Origin of the sequence: Sulfitobacter sp. R18_1 (assembly GCF_017743915.1) — a bacterium.
Lineage (GTDB): Bacteria > Pseudomonadota > Alphaproteobacteria > Rhodobacterales > Rhodobacteraceae > Sulfitobacter > Sulfitobacter faviae.
In genome coordinates, this window is sequence record NZ_JAGHRG010000002.1 from 112,912 (window position 1) to 130,503 (window position 17,592).

Annotated in this window: 22 protein-coding genes; 7 read left to right on the top strand and 15 right to left on the bottom strand. The window is 62.4% G+C overall.

The features are described from left to right. Positions 1–12: 12 nt before the first annotated feature. The 10 genes from era to folK all read right to left on the bottom strand — a co-directional run bounded on the left by era (position 13) and on the right by folK (position 8,448). Positions 13–921: a GTPase Era gene (gene era, locus J7392_RS05785; RefSeq protein WP_209216612.1), complete on the bottom strand. Its 909-nt coding sequence runs from the start codon at positions 919–921 to the stop codon at positions 13–15. Beyond that, complete coding sequence (rnc, locus tag J7392_RS05790; RefSeq protein WP_067264583.1) at positions 918–1,604, bottom strand: ribonuclease III; 687 nt, start codon at positions 1,602–1,604, stop codon at positions 918–920. The genes era and rnc overlap by 4 nt, the downstream gene beginning before the upstream one ends. Further along, positions 1,601–2,437 carry a signal peptidase I gene (lepB, locus tag J7392_RS05795; RefSeq protein ID WP_209216614.1) on the bottom strand — a complete coding sequence of 279 codons (837 nt, stop codon included), beginning with the start codon at positions 2,435–2,437 and terminating at the stop codon, positions 1,601–1,603. Before lepB ends, rnc begins: the two co-directional genes overlap by 4 nt. Positions 2,438–2,568: 131 nt before the next feature. Beyond that, positions 2,569–2,973, bottom strand: coding sequence for a holo-ACP synthase (acpS, locus tag J7392_RS05800; protein WP_067264589.1), 405 nt, complete (start codon positions 2,971–2,973; stop codon positions 2,569–2,571). Positions 2,974–3,121: 148 nt separating this feature from the next. Then, the gene (locus J7392_RS05805) at positions 3,122–3,565 is read right to left on the bottom strand and encodes a PA2169 family four-helix-bundle protein (RefSeq protein WP_209216616.1); all 444 of its coding nucleotides are present in this window, start codon (positions 3,563–3,565) and stop codon (positions 3,122–3,124) included. A gap of 113 nt (positions 3,566–3,678) precedes the next feature. Next, on the bottom strand, positions 3,679–4,431 hold the full coding sequence (locus J7392_RS05810; RefSeq protein WP_209216617.1) for a pyridoxine 5'-phosphate synthase: 753 nt from the start codon (positions 4,429–4,431) through the stop codon (positions 3,679–3,681). A 100-nt stretch (positions 4,432–4,531) separates the two neighbouring features. Continuing rightward, on the bottom strand, positions 4,532–5,188 hold the full coding sequence (locus J7392_RS05815; protein WP_067264597.1) for a DUF2062 domain-containing protein: 657 nt from the start codon (positions 5,186–5,188) through the stop codon (positions 4,532–4,534). A 37-nt stretch (positions 5,189–5,225) separates the two neighbouring features. Then, positions 5,226–7,376 (bottom strand): bifunctional (p)ppGpp synthetase/guanosine-3',5'-bis(diphosphate) 3'-pyrophosphohydrolase, encoded by a 2,151-nt coding sequence (locus J7392_RS05820; RefSeq protein WP_209216619.1) that lies wholly within the window; start codon positions 7,374–7,376, stop codon positions 5,226–5,228. A gap of 36 nt (positions 7,377–7,412) precedes the next feature. Further along, the gene (gene rpoZ / locus J7392_RS05825) at positions 7,413–7,766 is read right to left on the bottom strand and encodes a DNA-directed RNA polymerase subunit omega (RefSeq protein WP_067264606.1); all 354 of its coding nucleotides are present in this window, start codon (positions 7,764–7,766) and stop codon (positions 7,413–7,415) included. A 70-nt stretch (positions 7,767–7,836) separates the two neighbouring features. Next, entirely contained in the window at positions 7,837–8,448 is a 612-nt protein-coding gene (gene folK / locus J7392_RS05830; RefSeq protein WP_348540685.1) for a 2-amino-4-hydroxy-6-hydroxymethyldihydropteridine diphosphokinase, read from the bottom strand. 123 nt (positions 8,449–8,571) lie between these two features. On the opposite strand from folK, the gene J7392_RS05835 reads away from it, so the two are divergent. From J7392_RS05835 to J7392_RS05855, 5 genes are all read left to right on the top strand, one after another. After that, a complete protein-coding gene (locus J7392_RS05835) occupies positions 8,572–9,120 on the top strand; it encodes an NYN domain-containing protein (RefSeq protein WP_209216621.1) in 549 nt (182 codons plus the stop codon). Between the two features lie 252 nt (positions 9,121–9,372). Next, positions 9,373–10,110: a LuxR family transcriptional regulator gene (locus J7392_RS05840; RefSeq protein WP_209216623.1), complete on the top strand. Its 738-nt coding sequence runs from the start codon at positions 9,373–9,375 to the stop codon at positions 10,108–10,110. A gap of 60 nt (positions 10,111–10,170) precedes the next feature. Then, positions 10,171–11,121, top strand: a complete 951-nt coding sequence (ispH, locus tag J7392_RS05845) for a 4-hydroxy-3-methylbut-2-enyl diphosphate reductase (protein WP_209216625.1) — start codon at positions 10,171–10,173, stop codon at positions 11,119–11,121. 55 nt (positions 11,122–11,176) lie between these two features. Continuing rightward, a complete protein-coding gene (gene rnhA, locus J7392_RS05850) occupies positions 11,177–11,641 on the top strand; it encodes a ribonuclease HI (RefSeq protein ID WP_209216627.1) in 465 nt (154 codons plus the stop codon). Further along, on the top strand, positions 11,638–12,261 hold the full coding sequence (locus J7392_RS05855; RefSeq protein ID WP_209216629.1) for a trimeric intracellular cation channel family protein: 624 nt from the start codon (positions 11,638–11,640) through the stop codon (positions 12,259–12,261). Before rnhA ends, J7392_RS05855 begins: the two co-directional genes overlap by 4 nt. Positions 12,262–12,271: 10 nt before the next feature. Here J7392_RS05855 and fmt read toward each other — a convergent pair whose 3' ends face one another. The 4 genes from fmt to def (J7392_RS05875) are packed head-to-tail and all read right to left on the bottom strand — an operon-like array spanning position 12,272 to position 14,725. Next, positions 12,272–13,180 (bottom strand): methionyl-tRNA formyltransferase, encoded by a 909-nt coding sequence (fmt, locus tag J7392_RS05860; RefSeq protein WP_209216630.1) that lies wholly within the window; start codon positions 13,178–13,180, stop codon positions 12,272–12,274. Positions 13,181–13,218: 38 nt separating this feature from the next. Continuing rightward, positions 13,219–13,716 carry a peptide deformylase gene (def, locus tag J7392_RS05865; protein WP_168612657.1) on the bottom strand — a complete coding sequence of 166 codons (498 nt, stop codon included), beginning with the start codon at positions 13,714–13,716 and terminating at the stop codon, positions 13,219–13,221. Beyond that, positions 13,713–14,210 carry a peptide deformylase gene (def, locus tag J7392_RS05870; protein ID WP_209216631.1) on the bottom strand — a complete coding sequence of 166 codons (498 nt, stop codon included), beginning with the start codon at positions 14,208–14,210 and terminating at the stop codon, positions 13,713–13,715. The genes def (J7392_RS05865) and def (J7392_RS05870) overlap by 4 nt, the downstream gene beginning before the upstream one ends. After that, a complete protein-coding gene (gene def, locus J7392_RS05875) occupies positions 14,207–14,725 on the bottom strand; it encodes a peptide deformylase (RefSeq protein WP_067264635.1) in 519 nt (172 codons plus the stop codon). The genes def (J7392_RS05870) and def (J7392_RS05875) overlap by 4 nt, the downstream gene beginning before the upstream one ends. Before the next feature lie 96 nt (positions 14,726–14,821). Here def (J7392_RS05875) and J7392_RS05880 point away from each other — a divergent pair, with 96 nt between their 5' ends. Next, the gene (locus tag J7392_RS05880; protein ID WP_209216632.1) at positions 14,822–15,991 is read left to right on the top strand and encodes a MalY/PatB family protein; all 1,170 of its coding nucleotides are present in this window, start codon (positions 14,822–14,824) and stop codon (positions 15,989–15,991) included. Between the two features lie 39 nt (positions 15,992–16,030). Here J7392_RS05880 and J7392_RS05885 read toward each other — a convergent pair whose 3' ends face one another. Next, positions 16,031–16,387 carry a hypothetical protein gene (locus tag J7392_RS05885; protein WP_209216633.1) on the bottom strand — a complete coding sequence of 119 codons (357 nt, stop codon included), beginning with the start codon at positions 16,385–16,387 and terminating at the stop codon, positions 16,031–16,033. Between the two features lie 173 nt (positions 16,388–16,560). On the opposite strand from J7392_RS05885, the gene J7392_RS05890 reads away from it, so the two are divergent. Further along, the gene (locus tag J7392_RS05890; RefSeq protein WP_209216634.1) at positions 16,561–17,535 is read left to right on the top strand and encodes a glutathione S-transferase family protein; all 975 of its coding nucleotides are present in this window, start codon (positions 16,561–16,563) and stop codon (positions 17,533–17,535) included. The last annotated feature ends 57 nt before the right edge of the window (positions 17,536–17,592 follow it).

The window sequence follows — 17,592 nt, forward strand, 5'->3', positions numbered from 1 at the left end:
AGACCTTTGGCGTCAGTCATTGCCATCTTTGAAATCCAGGCCCATCTCGGAATAGCGCTCGGCCTCTTCCAGCCAGTTGGCGCGGACTTTCACCTGCAAGAACAGATGCACCTTGCGGCCAAGGAACTCTTCGAGTTCCTCGCGCGCGGCCTTGCCCACCGCCTTGATCGTCTCGCCCTTGTTGCCCAGCACGATTCCCTTGTGGCCGTCGCGAACGACATAGACCAACTGGTCAATCCGGGCCGAGCCGTCCTTGCGCTCTTCCCAGTTCTCGGTCTCGACGGTGAGCTGGTAGGGCAGTTCCTGATGCAGGCGCAGGGTCAGTTTTTCGCGCGTGATCTCGGCGGCGATGTTGCGCATCGGCAGGTCGGCGATCTGGTCCTCGGGGTAGAGCCATGGGCCGTCCGGCACCTCGCCCGCCAGCCACTCGCGCAGGGTATCGGTGCCGTGGCCGCGCTCGGCGGAGATCATGAAGGTTTCGGAAAACTCAAACCGCTCGTTCATCTTCTCGGCCAGCCCCAGCAGCACCGGCGCCTCGACGCGGTCGATCTTGTTGATCGCCAGCGCCACGCGGCGGCCCTTGGCGATGTTGCTAAGCTCTTCGAGGATGCGTTCCACGCCCTCGGTCACGCCCCGGTGCGCTTCGATCAGCAGCACGATCACATCGGCATCCGCGGCCCCGCCCCAAGCGGCGGCGACCATGGCGCGGTCCAGACGGCGGCGCGGCTGGAACAGGCCGGGGGTATCGACGAAGACCAGTTGCGCATCGCCCTCCATCGCCACGCCACGGATGCGGGCGCGGGTGGTCTGGACCTTATGTGTCACGATCGAGACCTTGGCCCCGACCATGCGGTTCAGCAGGGTGGATTTGCCCGCGTTGGGCTCTCCGATCAGGGCGACGAATCCGGCACGGGTGGTCATGTGTTGCTCTCCAATTGCCGCAGCAGCGTGCTGGCGGCGGCCTGTTCGGCGGCGCGTTTCGACGGCGCGGTGGCGGCGGCCTCGGCCCCGTTGTCCAGCCGCGCGGTAATGGTAAAGACGGGCGCGTGATCCGGGCCGCTGCGCCCGGTCTGCACATAGCGCGGCGGGTTCAGCCCGCGCGCCTGCGCCCATTCCTGCAGCGCGGTCTTGGCGTCGCGCGCGTCTTCCTTGACGGTTTTCAGCCGGTCGCCCCAAAGCCGCAGCACGAGGTCTTTGGCGGCGTCAAAACCACCGTCCAGATAGACCGCGGCGATCACCGCCTCGATGGCATCGCCCAAAAGCGCCTGTTTGCGCCGCCCGCCCGAGATCATCTCGGACCGACCGAGCTTGAGCACCTTGCCCAGATCAATCTCACGCGCCACATCGGCGCAGGTTTCCTTGCGCACCAATGCGTTGAAGCGCGGGGCCAACTGGCCTTCGCTTGCGCCGGGATCAAGCGCCAGCAGCGCTTCGGCCATGACAAGGCCCAGCACCCGGTCGCCCAGAAACTCCAACCGCTGGTTGTCGTCGCGGTTGGCCGAGGACATGGAGGCATGGGTCACCGCGCGCACCAGCAGCTCCGGCTTGGCAAAGTGATGGCCAATCCGCGTCTCGAAGGCTTTGAGGTCTCCGCTTAGTTTCATCTGACAGCTTCGAAGAAGCGGTCGCCGCGCCATGTCCAGAAGAACAGCATCGAACGCCCGGCAGAGCTGAACATGATGCGATCCGCGCGGCCAATGAGGTTTTCGAAGGGCACGAAACCCACACCCCCGGCGCGCTGCGCCAGACGGCTGTCAGCAGAGTTGTCGCGGTTGTCGCCCATGAAGAAGTAATGCCCCTCGGGCACGGTATAGACGCCCGTGTTGTCCGACTGCTGATTGGTGATGTTCAGGGTCGGGTAGGACACGCCATTGGGCAGGGTTTCGATCTGGCGGCTTTTCACGCAGGTTGCCCCTTGGCCCACGGGGCCGTTTTCGCAGCGCGGGCGCAGTTGTTGCGGGCCTTGGGGGGCCATCACCTCTTCAAACGTGCCGGCATCTTCGACCTCGACCGGGGTGCCGTTCAGGCTGATGACACCGTTTTTGATCTGCACCTTGTCACCCGGCAGGCCAATCAGGCGCTTGATATAGTCGCGGCCCGAGACAGGGTGACGGAAGACGACCACATCGCCGCGCTCAGGCTCAGACCCGAAGAGGCGCTCGTTATCGCCATCGAAGACACCGCAGACATCCTTTGCGTCAATCTCGATCCCGACACCGGGCAGCATCAGGCTGGGGCAAGAGGCGTAGGAATAGCCGTAGGCCATCTTGTTCACGAAGAGGAAATCACCGATCAGCAGCGTCTCTTTCATAGAGCCAGAGGGGATCCAGAAGGGCTGGAAGAACAGGGTCCGAAAGACACCGGCGATCAGCAGCGCCCAAAAGATTGTCTTGATGGTTTCGACAAAGGCGTTGCCGGTTTTTTCCTTAGCGGCCATGCGGCGCTCCTGACATATCGGTTTGGGGTTACATGCGGGGCCGTGCGGGCCAAGTCAAGTGACGCGGGGCCGGATCGGCCTGCCCCGCGTGCATATGACGCGAAACGGCGGGGCGCGCCAGCCTATGCAGCCTAATCGGCAAGAGGGCGCGCTTCGATTACCACGAAAGCCTGCGCCCAAGGGTGATCGTCGGTCAGGGTGACATGGATGATCGCCTCATGCCCCGGCGGGGTCATCGCGGCGAGACGGTCCGCAGCCCAGCCCGTGACCTCCATCACCGGCTGACCGCTGCGCAGATTGCTCACCGCCATGTCGCGCCAAGCGATGCCCATGCGCAGCCCGGTGCCAAGCGCCTTTGAACATGCCTCTTTCGCGGCCCAGCGTTTGGCATAGGTGCCCGCCACGTCATGGCGGCGCTCGGCCTTGCGTTGCTCGACCTCGGTGAACACCCGATTGCGAAACCGGTCGCCGAAACGGTCGAGCGTGCCTTGGATACGCTCGATATTTGCCAGATCAGTGCCGATGCCGAGGATCATTGAGTGCCATTCTTGCCGCGTGACGGGGCCGGATGGCCCTTTGCCCTCAATAGATCATGCGGCGAAAGCGAGGAAAAGCGGCAATCCGACGCGAAAACGCCGCCCCGGGGGAACGGGACGGCGTTGAATTTACCACGAGGCGCGGCGCTTAGGCTACGGCGTGGCGGGCCTTCTCGGCTTTCGCCTCGTCGATGGCGCGCTGAACGGCGGCGCGCTGTTCGGTCAGGAACTCATAGCCGGGGCGGCCAGCAGTGGCTTTGATCGCATCGTCGTAGTTTTCGACCAATGCGGATTCGCCGTTGATGATCTCGTCATAAACAGCTTCGTTATCGCCGGTCACTGCGTCGCGCAGCTTCAGCCAACCGCGGTGAGCCGATGCGGCGGCAGAGCCTTCTTCGGATACATCCACGCCGTCGACACCAAGCTGGCGGTGCAGTTCTGTGTGGAACTTCTCACGTTCCGCGATGCGCTGGTCGAAGAAGCCGACAAATGCCGCTTCATCCGAGACCTGCTTGCGGGATTCACGATAGCCGTCGCGGCTGTCGATCAGGCGGGTGTGCAGTTTCTTCAGCGTGTCGATATGGTCGCTCATTGGTGCCTCCTTAGGTTTGTTAACCAGTCTGGCGGCCCAACGCGGCCAAGGCCGCTTTAGGTCCAGAGGGAGGCACCCTTTGAGAGATTTTCCGCCACCGGCGGGCGGCAGGTTCAGCCCTCGCGGGCCTCATCCATCAGGCGGCGCATCTCGGCAATCGCGGGTTCCAACCCGAGGAAGATCGCCTCTCCAATCAGGAAGTGCCCGATGTTAAGTTCCCGCACCTCGGGGAAAGCGGCGATCGGGGTGACAGTGTCATAGGTCAGCCCGTGGCCCGCGTGCACCTCAAGCCCGAGAGAGTCGGCGAAACGCGACATCTCGCGCAGCTTGTTGAGTTCGACATCCGCCTCATCCCAACGGCCCTCGGCGAAGGCATCGCAATAGGCACCAGTGTGCAATTCGATCACCTCTGCGCCGATGCGGTTGGCGGCTTCGATCTGCGCGCGCTCAGCTGCGATGAAGATCGACACCCGGCTGCCTGCCTCGCGCAGGGGCGCGATGAAATGGGCCAGCTTATTCTCTTCCCGCGCGACTTCCAGCCCGCCTTCGGTGGTCCGCTCTTCGCGCTTTTCAGGCACAATGCAAACCGCGTGGGGCTTATGGCGCAGGGCGATCTTTTGCATCTCATCCGTCGCGGCCATCTCGAAGTTGAGCGGGACCGACAGCACCTCCATCAAGCCTTCGATATCGGCATCCGAGATATGCCGCCGGTCTTCGCGCAGATGCGCGGTGATGCCATCGGCCCCGGCCTTTTCCGCGATCTTGGCCGCGCGCAGCGGGTCGGGATAGGCGCCGCCCCGTGCGTTGCGCACCGTCGCCACATGGTCAATGTTCACGCCCAATCTCAGCTTTGGTTGATCCGCCATCTCGATTCCCCTTGCATCACTTGCCCCGACCATAGGTCGGAACTTTCGCCAACCCCATAGGGAGGAGCGGTTTTTCCCGAAATTTGATGGCGCGAAAAGATCAGTCGGCGTGGCGCTTTGCGTCGGCCTTTTGCGCCGCCTTATGTTTGAGCGCCTCGAACTTGGCTTTGATCATGCCGCGCCGCCGCTTTTGATAGGCGCGCAGCACCGGGACCGAAATGTAATAGGCGATAGAGGCGCAGATCATCCCCGGCAGGATGCCCCCGATCAGATAGGGGTAGAAGACCTGATGGAAGAACACCGTCAGCCCGGTCCAATCCATCTGGGTGTCGGTAAAGATCGCGACGAAATTCTCTTTCAGATCGCGCCCGGCGTCGAGAAACTTACCCCCGAAAGAGCGGTGCGCCGTCGGCGCCACGGGCGCGCCGAGGATCCAATGCCCGGTTTGCAGGGCCGCGATGCCGATGGGCACATAGGTCAGCGGATTGCCAAAGAAGGTCGCCATCAACGCAGCAAGGATATTGGCCCGCATCACCCGCCCGATCAGCGCGGCGACGATGAAGTGCAGGCCGTAGAAGGGCGTAAAGGTGGTAAAGACCCCGGCCCAAATGCCGCGCGCGATGCGCTCGGGGCTGTCGGGCAGCCGCCGCATCCGGTGTTTGACATAGTGAAACGCACGCGTCCAACCACCGCGCGGCCACAGAAACTCGGCCAGCGCGCGCAGGGTCGGTTTCGGATCGCGGCGTTTGAAAATCAAGTCTCAGGTCCAGTATCGGCGTTTCGTCTGCGCGGGGTCAGGCGGTCTTTTCGACGGTCTTTCCCATGCTCATATTGCGGTGCCTGCTGACATCGGCGACCTCACTCTCGGCTTCGAGCGTGGACATCAGCGAATGCAGGTGACTCACGTCTCGGAGATCCACATAGACCACCAGCCGGTAAAAGTCAGGCTTGCGCTCCACAAACTCCAGATCTGAAATATTGGCCGAAGCTTCGCCGATCAAGGTGCAGACCCGCCCCAGAACCCCCGCGCCATTGCCGATGGTGATGTCCAGCGCGCAGGTATAGACCGCCGGATGGCTGCCGTCATGCCAACGCAGATCCAGCCAGCGTTCGGGTTGGTCTTCGTATTCCGAGAGGCGGTCACAGTCGATGGCATGGACAGTCACGCCCTTGCCCCGGAAGGTGATGCCGACGATCCGCTCACCGGGCAGCGGGGTGCAGCAAGGCGCGCGGTCAAAGCTCTGCCCCGGCTCTAGCCCCACGACCGCGCGGCGCACGTCGATCTGTTCGCCCTTTTGCGGGGCAAGATCGGGATAGACGCATTCCACCACTTCGCGGCCCGTGAGTTCCGAACTGCCAAGCCGGGCGAGCACTTCGTCGGGGCCATTCAACCGCATGTTCTTGGCCACGGTATGCAGCACCTTATCGGTGGCCTTCTTACCGACCTGCGCAAAGGCCGAGCGCGCCAATTCACGGCCCAGTTTGATAAAGCGCTCGCGGTCGACCTCACGCAGGGAGCGCCGGATCGCGGACTTGGCTTTGCCCGTGGTGGCGATGTCGAGCCATGTCACCTGCGGCGTCTGGCCCTGCGCGGTGGTGATCTCAATCGACTGGCCGTTTTTGATCCGGGTCCACAGCGGCACGCGCATCCCGTCGACCTTGGCCCCCACACAGGCGTTGCCGATACGGGTGTGGATCGCATAGGCGAAATCAATCGGCGTGGCCCCGCGCGGCAGCTTCACCACATCGCCCTTGGGCGTGAAGCAGAAGACCTGATCAGCGTACATCTCAAGCTTCACCGCTTCGAGGAAATCCTCGTGATCGGTCTCGGCGTCGAACTGTTCGGTCAGCTGGCTGATCCACTTGGCGGGATCGACGGCAAAGGGGTTCCGGCTGCGCACCCCGTCGCGGTAGGACCAATGCGCGGCGACGCCGGTCTCGGCCACGTCATGCATCTGGCGGGTGCGGATCTGCACTTCCACCCGCTTGCCATCCCGGCCCGAGACCGTGGTGTGGATCGAGCGATAGCCGTTGGTCTTGGGCTGGCTGATGTAATCCTTGAACCGCCCCGGCACCGCGCGCCAGCGCCGGTGGATCGCGCCGAGTGTGCGGTAGCAATCCTCCTCAGACGCGGTGATCACGCGAAAGCCGTAAATGTCGGACAGACGGGAGAAGCTTTGCTCCTTCTCCTCCATCTTGCGCCAGATCGAATAGGGCTTCTTGGCCCGGCCAAAAACCTCGGCGTCGATATCCGCTTTTTCCAACTCGACCCGCATGTCGCCGGTGATCCGCTGGATCACATCGCCGGTGTCGCGCTGCAGGGTAATAAAGCGGCGAATGATCGACGCACGCGCCTCGGGGTTAAGCACGCGGAAGGCGAGGTCTTCCAACTCTTCGCGCATCCACTGCATGCCCATGCGCCCCGCCAGAGGCGCGTAGATGTCCATCGTCTCCCGCGCCTTTTTGACCTGCTTGTCCGGGCGCATGGATTTGATCGTGCGCATGTTGTGCAAACGGTCAGCGAGCTTAACGAGGATGACGCGCAGGTCCTTGGACATCGCCATGAAAAGCTTGCGGAAATTCTCGGCCTGCTTGGTCTCGGTCGAGTTTAGCTGAAGGTTGGTCAGCTTAGTGACACCATCGACCAATTCTGCCACTTCGCCGCCAAAGAGGCTTTGCACCTCGGCATAAGACGCTTTGGTGTCTTCGATCGTGTCGTGCAGAAGGGCGGTGATGATCGTCGCATCGTCAAGCTGCTGTTCCGTGAGGATCGCAGCGACAGCGACGGGATGGGTGAAATAGGGCTCGCCGGAATGGCGAAACTGCCCCTCATGCATCCGCGCCCCATAGTCGAAAGCGGCGCGGATCAGGGGTTCATTGGTACGGGGATTGTAGCCTTGAACAAGAGCGATCAGGTCGTCGGCAGTGATGTCGGCGCTGTTCATGCCATCTGCCTCATTGCCCCGGCCGGGGCGCGGGGGTTAGCCCTGCCCCTGTGCGGCCATCAACTGGCGCAGCAACATTTCTTCGGACATGCTGTCTTCTTCGGGCTTGTCCTCTTCGGCACCCATCAAAAGCGCCATGGCGTCTTCTTCGGGCTCGTCGACTTCGATCTGGCTCTGGTTGCTTTCGATCAGACGCTCGCGCAGGTCATCAGCCGACTGTGTTTCTTCGGCGATTTCGCGCAAGGACACGACGGGGTTCTTGTCGTTGTCACGGTCAACGGTCAGCTGCGATCCGGCAGAGATCTCGCGGGCACGATGTGCGGCCAGCATGACGAGTTCGAAACGGTTCGGAACCTTATCCACACAATCTTCGACGGTGACGCGGGCCATGAAGCCTCCAATATCTCATTTGCTGCCAGAAGTGCCGTATTTAAGCCGCCTCGGGCAGATTTACAAGCCGTTATTGCAGCCGCCGCACCTCGGCACGATCCCGCTCAGGCAGGGCTTCAAGCAGGGCGCGCACGGGCTTTCCAAGCAGCGGATGCACCCAATTGGGGGCCACATCGGCCAGCGGCACCAAGACGAAGGCCCGATCCTGTAGCCGGGGATGCGGCAGGATCAATTGCTCCGGCGTGCGGCCAATCTGTGCCTCCAAAGGCAACTCGCGCCATATCTTGTGGGTCTGGCGGTCTGGCAACACGATATCATCACAGGCCAAAAGATCCAAATCCAAGGTCCGCTGCCCCCAGCGTTGCACCCGCTCACGGCCCATCTGCGCCTCGATCCGGTGCAAGACGCCAAGCGCGGTCTGCGGATCCCATGGCGCTTCGAGCCAGGCGGCGGCATTTACATAGTCCGGCCCTGCCCCTGCGGGAAAGGCCGGAGTGTGATAGAATGCACTCGTGGCGCGAATCACCGCGCCGGACGTCTGCAATAGCTTTAAAGCCGATTTTAGCGTTTCCTGAGGCTTACCCACAGAAGATGCAAGGTTACCGCCGAGCGCAACCAGAAGACTATACTTTCGTATAGGGCCTCTACTGCTTAATTCCATACCCTCGGGGTCTTGCGACATCGTTAAAAAGCCTTAGTTATGCACCCTGATGTGGGGGCATCGCCAGAGGTCACGGATTTATTAATCCGCGGCGATTACAGTTCAAACCGGGAATACGGCGAAGCCTGCCGAAAGGATAGTTTAATGTTCTACAAAGATGAGCGGTTGGCGCTTTTTATAGATGGCTCCAACCTCTACGCCGCGGCAAAGACGCTGGGCTTCGACATCGACTACAAGCTGCTGCGACAAGAGTTCATGCGCCGCGGCAAGCTGCTGCGCGCCTTCTACTATACCGCGCTTTTGGAAAACGATGAATATTCGCCGATCCGCCCGCTTGTCGACTGGTTGAACTACAACGGCTTCTCCATGGTCACCAAACCGGCCAAGGAATACACCGACAGCATGGGCCGCCGCAAAGTCAAAGGCGACATGGACATTGAACTGGCCGTCGATGCGATGGAACTGGCCCCGCGGGTCGATCACATCGTGATCTTCTCTGGCGATGGTGATTTCCGCCCGCTGGTGGAAAGCCTGCAACGCCAAGGCGTGCGCGTCTCCGTCGTCTCCACGATCCGCAGCCAGCCGCCGATGATCTCGGATGATCTGCGCCGCCAAGCCGACAACTTTATCGAGCTTGACGACCTGCGTGACGTTATTGGTCGCCCGCCGCGCGATCCCGCACCGCAGGACTGAACGACGCAGACCCATTTCGCGCAGAACCATACCGCCCCCGCGCGGCAGCGGTCTTATTGTGCGTAGCGTCAGGATGATGGGCAAACGAATACCAGGCCAGCGACTGTGGCGTCACTGGCCTGTGAAATTTCTAAAATACCCCAGGGAAGATACAATACAGCACATGAACCCATGCGTTCCCCTTGATCCCACACTACTTGCTCCCGTAGAAGTAGACGACCCCCCGAAAAAGGGGGGTAAAAGTGAGGGAAGATGCTGTTCGATGCCGCTGTACGTTTGGAAAAGCTGCAAGATGTTAGCGCGCTTTGGGATGGGATCGTAAAGACATTTCGCAAGACCGGCTTTACCCATGCCATCCACATCAGCGTGGGTGCGGATTTCAAAGACGCTCAGTTTCTGTCCACCATCCCCGACCTCTACGATGACCTCCCGCCCGAGGATGACCCATTCCTGCACCACTCGTGCAACAGTTATGATGTGCTGACGATCGGCCAAGCCTTCGTACATCTCTACCCCGATGTCACCCCGTCCGAGCATTCGCTGATCGCCCGCGCAGGGCGCGAAGGTCTGCATGCTGCCTTTGCCGTGCCGATGCGGCTGAAGGGCTCCGAACGTTTTGGCGGCTTCATCGTCGGCAACGGGATGGAGGCCGAAGAGTTCGAGCGCGCCTTCAGCGACATTGCCGAGGATCTGCGCCTCTTCTGCCTGCTGATGCACCGCCGGATCGAAGACCTGACCGGCACCGCGCCCCTGCCCTTGCCCGAGAATCCTTCGGCCTTCGACAAACTTAGCCCGCGCGAAGCCGAAGTGGTGAACCTGCTGGCCCACGGCTACACCCGCCAGCAGACCGCGCACCGCTGCAACCTCTCTATCCACACCGTGTCTGACTATGCGAAATCCGGCTACCGCAAGCTCGGCATCCGCAACCGGGCGCAGGCGGCTGCGCTGGTGCACGCCACGGCGGGCGAGCCTGCGCCCAAGTCGGACTGACGGGCTGGACGAAGCGGGCCCAAGCCCTTACCTCTGCGCCAACCGTCCGGAGATTTCGCCATGACCAAACCGCCTCTTACCCTCTACCTTGCCGCGCCGCGCGGATTCTGTGCGGGCGTGGACCGGGCGATCAAGATCGTCGAAATGGCGATCGAGAAATGGGGCGCGCCGGTCTATGTGCGCCATGAGATCGTGCACAACAAGTTCGTCGTCGATGGGCTGCGCGACAAGGGCGCGGTCTTTGTCGAGGAACTCTCCGAATGCCCCGACGACCGTCCGGTGATCTTTTCCGCCCATGGCGTGCCGAAATCCGTGCCCTCGGCGGCGCAGGCGCGCAATATGATCTACGTCGATGCCACCTGCCCGCTGGTCTCCAAGGTGCATATCGAGGCGCAGCGGCATGCGGATGCGGGCCTTCAGATCATCATGATCGGCCATGCGGGCCACCCTGAAACGATCGGCACCATGGGCCAATTGCCCGAAGGCGATGTGCTGCTCGTCGAAACGCCTGAGGATGTGGCCACAGCCGCCGTGCGCGATGACGCGCATTTGGCCTATGTCACCCAGACCACGCTCAGCGTCGATGACACTGCCGATATCGTGGCCGCCCTACAGGCGCGTTTCCCTGCCATCATCGGCCCGCATAAAGAAGACATCTGCTACGCCACGACCAACCGTCAGGAAGCGGTCAAAGCCATGGCCCCGAAATGCGACGCGATGCTGGTGGTGGGCGCGCCCAACTCCTCGAACTCCAAACGGTTGGTCGAAGTCGGCGCCCGCGCGGGCTGCGCCTATGCGCAACTGGTGCAACGCGCCGATGACATCGACTGGCGCGCGCTAGAGGGCATCGGCAGCATCGGCATCACGGCCGGCGCATCGGCCCCCGAAGTGCTCATCAACGAGGTGATCGACGCCTTCAAAGCGCGCTATGACGTGACCACCGAATTGGTCGAAACCGCGCAGGAGAACGTCGAATTCAAGGTGCCCCGCGTCTTGCGCCAACCCGCCTGATTGACCGCCGCGCGCCAGCCGCCTAAACCGCGTTGAAACCGCGACGGGAGCCACCATGCCAGACCTCTATGCCTACACAGACGGAGCCTGCTCAGGCAATCCCGGCCCCGGCGGCTGGGGCGTGTTGATGCGCGCCATGGACGGCGACAAGATCGTCAAGGAACGCGAGTTAAAGGGCGGCGAGGCGCAGACCACCAACAACCGCATGGAACTGATGGCCGCAATCTCGGCGCTGGAGTCACTGAGCCGGGCGACTGAGATCACCATCGTGACCGACAGCAACTACGTCAAAAACGGCATCACCGGTTGGATCTTTGGCTGGAAGAAAAACGGCTGGAAAAACGCCGCCAAAAAGCCGGTAAAGAACGCCGAGCTTTGGCAGCGGCTGGATACAGCGAATGCGCGGCATAATGTGACGTGGAAATGGGTCAAAGGCCACGCCGGCCACCCCGAAAACGAACGCGCCGATGAACTGGCCCGCGCGGGCATGGCCCCCTTCAAACCGGGCGGCAAGAAGTGAGCCTGCTGGCCCTGCTGGACTATGCCGCCGTGCTGGTCTTTGCCATCACCGGCGCGCTTGTCGCCAGCCGGGCGCAGCTTGATATCGTGGGCTTTGCCTTTATCGCCTGCCTGACCGCCGTGGGCGGCGGCACGATCCGTGACCTTCTGCTCGACCGCAACCCGATCTTCTGGATCGAAACCCCCAGCATGTTGGGCGTGGCCATCCTGGCCGCTTTGGTGGTGTTTTTCACCGCCCACCTGCTGGAAAGCCGCTTTCGCACCTTGATCTGGCTCGACAGTCTGGCGCTTGCCGTCGCGGTCGCGGCGGGGGTTGGTGTGGCGATGGCGCAAGAGCAATCCGCGCCAATCATCATCGTCATGGGCATGATCACCGGCTGTATGGGCGGGCTGATGCGTGATGTGGTGGTCGGGCAGCTGCCGCTGGTGCTGACCCAAGGCGAGCTTTACGCCACCGCAGCGCTCTCAGGTGCCGCCGTCGCCGTGCTGCTGGCGCCCTATTTCGATGGCACGCTCTACCCGCTGCTGGCCTGCGCTGCGACGACTTGGGTGCTGCGCGCCGGGTCGCTTTATTTCGGCTGGCACCTGCCGGTCTACAAAAGCACCCCGCCCAAAAGCTGAACGCTCGGCCTTAGCTCAGACGCGCACCCACTGCGATCTGCGCACCGCGTTGAAACACATCCGCCTCCTGCACGCCCTTGCCCGCGCGCTGTAGCCGCGTCAGCCGCACCGCCCCGTCGCCGCAGGCGATGCGCAGCGCGTCCGACAGCACCTCACCCGGCGCGCCGGTGCCCTCGTCCAGCACCGAGCCGAGGACTTTCACCCGCTGGCCGTCAATCTCGAACCACGCGCCGGGGAAAGGCGACAAGCCCCGAATCAGCCGGTCCACCTCGACCGCGGGGCGGGTCCAGTCGATCCGCGCTTCGGCTTTCTCGATCTTGGCGGCATAGGTGACGCCCTCTTCGGGCTGGGGCTGCGGCGTCAGATCGGTCAGTTGCGACAGCGCCTTGTTGATCGCAACCGCGCCCATGGCGCTCAACCGGTCATGCAACTGTGCCGTCGTCTCATCGCTGCCGATCTTGGTCTCTTCGCAGAGCAGCACTGGCCCGGTATCCAACCCCGCTTCCATCTGCATGATGCACACGCCGGTCTTTTCGTCGCCCGCCATGATCGCACGGTGAATGGGCGCCGCGCCGCGCCAGCGCGGCAACAGGCTGGCGTGGATGTTCAAACAGCCATGTTTCGGCGCGTCGAGAATGGGCTGCGGCAGGATCAGACCGTAGGCCACGACCACCGCCGCATCGGCCTCAAGCGCGGCGAATTCTTCCTGGGGCTCGGGGTGTTTGAGCGATACCGGGTGGCGCACCAGCAGACCAAGCGCCTCGGCGCGCTGCTGCACCGGGCTGGGACGGGGCTTCTTGCCGCGCCCGGCGGGGCGGGGCGGCTGGCAATAGACCGCACAGATCTCATGCCCACCCTGCACCAGCGCATCGAGGATCGGCACCGAAAAATCGGGCGTGCCCATGAAGATCAGTCGCATCTGTTCACTCCTGCCGGACAGCACCCTGGAGAGCGCCGTCAGCCGTTTTGTTTGCGCGCCTTGCGCAACAGCATGTCGCGCTTGGTTTTGCTGAGGTTGTCGAAATACATCTTGCCCGCCAGATGATCGATCTGGTGCTGCACGCTCACCGCTTCCAGCCCGACGAAATCACGCTCCACCTCGGCCCCCGTCTCATCAAGGAAACGCACCTTCACCCCACGCGGGCGGCGGATCACGGCGCTGAAACCGGGCAGATTGGGGCTGGCCTCCTCGTAAGGATGCAACACGGCAGAGGCATCGACGATCACCGGGTTCGCCAGCCGAATGCGTTTGTTGCGCGCTTCCGAGGCATCGACCACCGCCACCTGCAACATCACCCCGATCTGCGGCGCGGCAAGGCCGACGCCGGGCATGGCGTCCATCGTCTCGATCATGTCGTCCCAGAGGGTGCGGATTTCATCCGTCACCGCATCGATGGGTTCGGCAGGGCTGCGCAGGCGTTTGTCGGGCCATGGAACATAGCGGCGTAGGGTCATTGTGCGTTGAACTCCGCAATCTTGGCGGCGCGGGTGTCCGCGTCGAGGTGATCGAAGGTCACCACACCGTCAAGGTGATCCATCTCATGCTGCGCGATCAGCGCGGCGGCACCTTCAAGGCTTTGCACATAGCGGCCACCGTTCAGCCCGGTCCAGACCATCTGCACCTGCGCGGGGCGCGAGATATCGGTGCTGATGCCGGGGATGCTAAGACAGCCTTCGGTATTGGTCACCCGTTCTTCGCCGATCTCTTGAAACATCGGGTTGATGCAGACGAGCGGGTCGGACTTATCCTCTTTCCAGCCCGCATCCATCACGAAGATGCGCAGCATCGCGCCCACCTGCGGCCCGGCAAGGCCACGCCCCGGTGCGGCATACATCGTTTCCAGCATATCGGCGGCAAGGCGTTCGATCTCCGGCGTGATCTCTTCGACCGGGGCGCAGATCTCGGCCAGACGCGGGTCGGGCCAGCGGAGAACCTCCAGCACGCTCATCCGCGCGCCAGCTCGCGCTTGAGCTTGACCATCTTGCGGGTGATCATCTGGCGTTTCAGCGGCTTGAGGTAGTCAATGAAAAGCTTGCCATCGAGGTGGTCGATCTCATGCTGAACGCAGGTCGCCCAAAGCCCGTCAAAGGCCTCCTGCTGCTCTTTCCCGTCACGGTCGAGCCAGCGCACTTCAACTTCTGCCGGGCGGGTCACCTCGGCATATTGGTCGGGGATGCTGAGACAGCCTTCTTCATAGGTGTTAAGCGCGTCCGAAGAAGCCACGATTTCGGGGTTGAACATCAGCAAGGGCCGGGGCGCTTCGCCCTCTTCCTTGACGCAATCCAGCACGATCACCCGGCTCAGCACGCCGATCTGCGGCGCGGCAAGGCCGATGCCCGGCGCGTCATACATGGTGGTCAACATATCATCGCCCAGCACGCGCAGCTCGTCGCTGAGATCGGCGACGGGGGCTGCGGCTTTCTTGAGCCGTGGATCGGGGTGCAAAAGGATCGGGCGTTTCATCCCGCTCATTTAGGCCATGCCCGTGCATCGCGCAACCGGGGGCTTGCAGCGCCTGCGACAGCCGTTAGCTTGGCCGCAATATCAGGAGAGACCAGCATGAGCTTTGACGACATCATCGACCGGCGCGGCACCCATTGTGCGAAATGGGACAAGATGGAAGCGATCTATGGCGTGCCCGCGGACAGCGGCATCGCCATGTGGGTGGCCGACATGGATTTTCGCCCCCCGCAGGTGGTGCAGGACGCGCTTCAGGCCCAGATTGATCACGGGGTGCACGGGTATTTCGGCGATGACAGCAAATACCTTGCCGCGATCCAATGGTGGATGGAAAATCGCCACGGTTGGAAGGTCGACGCCGAGGCGATCTTTACCACGCATGGTTTGGTGAACGGCACCGCCATGTGTGTCGATGCCTTCACCCAGCCCGGCGATGGGGTGGTGCTGTTCACCCCGGTCTATCACGCCTTCGCCCGCGTGATTAACGCCGCCGAGCGCCGGGTCGTGGAATGCCCGCTGACCAATGCTTCGGGCCGTTACGAGATGGATTTTGACGCCTATGACGCCCTGATGACCGGGGATGAGAAGATGGTGATCCTCTGCTCGCCGCATAACCCCGGCGGGCGTGTCTGGAGCCGTGAAGAACTGCAAGGCGTGGCCGATTTCGCCAAGCGGCATAATCTGGTGCTGGTCTCGGATGAGATCCACCACGATCTGGTGATGCCGGGGCACAAGCACATCCCCATGGCGCATATCGACGGGATCGAAGACCGTCTGGTGATGATGACCGCCACGACCAAGACCTTCAACATCGCGGGCGGCCATACCGGAAACGTCATCATCCACGACCCCAAGCTGCGCGAGCGCTTTGCCCGGCGCATGGCGGCCTTGGGCGTTTCGGCAAACTCCTTCGGGCTGATCATGGCAACCGCCGCCTATTCGCCCGAAGGGGCCGCTTGGGTGGATGAGCTGACCGCCTATCTCGACGGGAACCGAAAGCTGTTCGACGAGGCGGTGAACGCGATCCCGGGGCTAAGTTCGATGCCGCTGGAATCGACCTATCTGGCTTGGGTGGACTTTTCGGGCACCGGCATGGAGCCCGCGGAGTTTCAGGACCGTGTCGAAAAGAACGCCACCATCGCCGCCAACCATGGCGCCACCTTTGGCACGGGGGGCGAAAGCTTCATGCGCTTCAACCTCGCCACCCCGCGCGCACGGGTCGAGGAAGCCTGCGAGCGGCTCGCCAAAGCTTTCAGCGATTTGCAGTAACCAAACGGCGCGGCGGGGCAGCCCCGCCGTGCCGCCCTATCAGGCGCGGCCGTCTTCGATCAGACCCAGCGGCGCATCGGCGGGGCGTTCGAAGTCAAGGGGCGGACGGTCCGCCACGGCGGTGGCGCGTTTGAACTCATAGCGCATCTCGCCCGCTTCTTCCTCACTCGCCACGATCAGACATTGGAACAGATGCAGGCTGCCGTCATAGAGATCGACCAGCCCGCGCAGCTTCGGCGCATCCTGTGCATCGACGGAGAAACCGGTCTTCCACATGCGCAGCACGCGGTAGACATCACCCCCCGCCTCAAGCCGCAGGCGCGCGCCCTTGCGCAGGCTTGCCATACGCGCGGCATCCAGCCCCGCCTGTATTTCTTTCGACAGAAATTCTTCCATGCGCAATCCCCCCGCTGATGCCTCTAAGCTGGCGGAAAGCGTAGAAAATTCAAGTTAAGAATTGGTGACGTTTGGGCAGTCTGCATCAGTGCAGAGCGGCTGCGCGCCTATGAAGATGGGCGGCCCCGGCGCCCTGCCCTAAATATACCCTCAAACGCGGAAAGGAGAACAAGATGGGCCTATTGGTCGACGGTAAATGGCAAGACAAATGGTATGACACCAAATCCTCGGGCGGCAAATTTGAGCGCAGCGAGGCCAAGTTTCGCAACTGGGTGACCGCCGATGGCAGCGCCGGACCGAGCGGCGAAGGCGGGTTCAAGGCAGAATCGGGGCGCTACCACCTCTACGTCAGCTATGCCTGCCCATGGGCGCATCGCGCGCTGATCTTCCGCCAGTTGAAGGGGCTTGAGGATCACATCGGTGTCTCTGTCGTGCATCCCGATATGCTGGGCGAGGGCTGGACCTTTGACACGGATTTCCCCGGTGCCACGGGCGACACGCTCTTCGGCCTGCCCTATGCCCGCGACATCTACACCCGTGCCAATCCCAATTTCACAGGCCGCGTGACCGTGCCGATCCTTTGGGACAAAGAGCGCGAGACCATCGTCAGCAACGAGAGCGCCGAGATCATCCGCATGTTCAACAGCGCCTTCGACGCGATCACCGGCAACAGTGATGACTATTACCCCGCGCAGCTGCACGACCGCATCGAAGAGGTGAACGCCCGCGTTTATGACACGCTGAACAACGGCGTCTACAAAGCAGGCTTCGCCACCACGCAAGACGCCTATGACGCTGCCGTGCATCCGCTCTTCGACACGCTGGATTGGATCGAAGACATCCTGTCGCAGAACCGCTATCTCGCGGGCGACCGGATGACCGAGGCCGACTGGCGGCTCTTCACCACGCTGGTGCGCTTCGACAAGGTCTATCACCTGCACTTCAAATGTAACCGCCACCGGATCGTCGATTACCCGAACATCTGGGCCTATACGCGCGAACTCTATCAGGTGCCGGGCGTGGCCGAGACGGTGAACTTCGACCATATCGTGCGGCATTATCACTACAGCCATGACACGATTAACCCGCACCGCATCATCCCGATCAATCCGGTGCTGGACTTCGACGCGCCGCACGGGCGCGGCTGACCTCCCCTCCCCCTGCCCCGTGGAAGACGCTTGATCGCGCAGCTCTTTTGCGCTTTC

Excerpts from the sequence above, each read along its gene's own strand:
- J7392_RS05805 (WP_209216616.1), bottom strand. The coding sequence starts at position 3,565 with ATGAGCGACCATATCGACACGCTGAAGAAACTGCACACCCGCCTGATC.
- J7392_RS05835 (WP_209216621.1), top strand. The coding sequence starts at position 8,572 with ATGTTCTACAAAGATGAGCGGTTGGCGCTTTTTATAGATGGCTCCAAC.
- J7392_RS05840 (WP_209216623.1), top strand. The coding sequence starts at position 9,373 with ATGCTGTTCGATGCCGCTGTACGTTTGGAAAAGCTGCAAGATGTTAGC.
- def (WP_067264635.1), bottom strand. The coding sequence starts at position 14,725 with ATGAAACGCCCGATCCTTTTGCACCCCGATCCACGGCTCAAGAAAGCC.
- J7392_RS05885 (WP_209216633.1), bottom strand. The coding sequence starts at position 16,387 with ATGGAAGAATTTCTGTCGAAAGAAATACAGGCGGGGCTGGATGCCGCG.
- J7392_RS05890 (WP_209216634.1), top strand. The coding sequence starts at position 16,561 with ATGGGCCTATTGGTCGACGGTAAATGGCAAGACAAATGGTATGACACC.
- fmt (WP_209216630.1), bottom strand. The coding sequence starts at position 13,180 with ATGCGACTGATCTTCATGGGCACGCCCGATTTTTCGGTGCCGATCCTC.
- J7392_RS05880 (WP_209216632.1), top strand. The coding sequence starts at position 14,822 with ATGAGCTTTGACGACATCATCGACCGGCGCGGCACCCATTGTGCGAAA.
- rnhA (WP_209216627.1), top strand. The coding sequence starts at position 11,177 with ATGCCAGACCTCTATGCCTACACAGACGGAGCCTGCTCAGGCAATCCC.
- def (WP_168612657.1), bottom strand. The coding sequence starts at position 13,716 with ATGACCCTACGCCGCTATGTTCCATGGCCCGACAAACGCCTGCGCAGC.
- ispH (WP_209216625.1), top strand. The coding sequence starts at position 10,171 with ATGACCAAACCGCCTCTTACCCTCTACCTTGCCGCGCCGCGCGGATTC.
- lepB (WP_209216614.1), bottom strand. The coding sequence starts at position 2,437 with ATGGCCGCTAAGGAAAAAACCGGCAACGCCTTTGTCGAAACCATCAAG.
- acpS (WP_067264589.1), bottom strand. The coding sequence starts at position 2,973 with ATGATCCTCGGCATCGGCACTGATCTGGCAAATATCGAGCGTATCCAA.
- rnc (WP_067264583.1), bottom strand. The coding sequence starts at position 1,604 with ATGAAACTAAGCGGAGACCTCAAAGCCTTCGAGACGCGGATTGGCCAT.
- folK (WP_348540685.1), bottom strand. The coding sequence starts at position 8,448 with ATGTCGCAAGACCCCGAGGGTATGGAATTAAGCAGTAGAGGCCCTATA.
- J7392_RS05810 (WP_209216617.1), bottom strand. The coding sequence starts at position 4,431 with ATGGCGGATCAACCAAAGCTGAGATTGGGCGTGAACATTGACCATGTG.
- def (WP_209216631.1), bottom strand. The coding sequence starts at position 14,210 with ATGAGCGTGCTGGAGGTTCTCCGCTGGCCCGACCCGCGTCTGGCCGAG.
- J7392_RS05820 (WP_209216619.1), bottom strand. The coding sequence starts at position 7,376 with ATGAACAGCGCCGACATCACTGCCGACGACCTGATCGCTCTTGTTCAA.
- era (WP_209216612.1), bottom strand. The coding sequence starts at position 921 with ATGACCACCCGTGCCGGATTCGTCGCCCTGATCGGAGAGCCCAACGCG.
- rpoZ (WP_067264606.1), bottom strand. The coding sequence starts at position 7,766 with ATGGCCCGCGTCACCGTCGAAGATTGTGTGGATAAGGTTCCGAACCGT.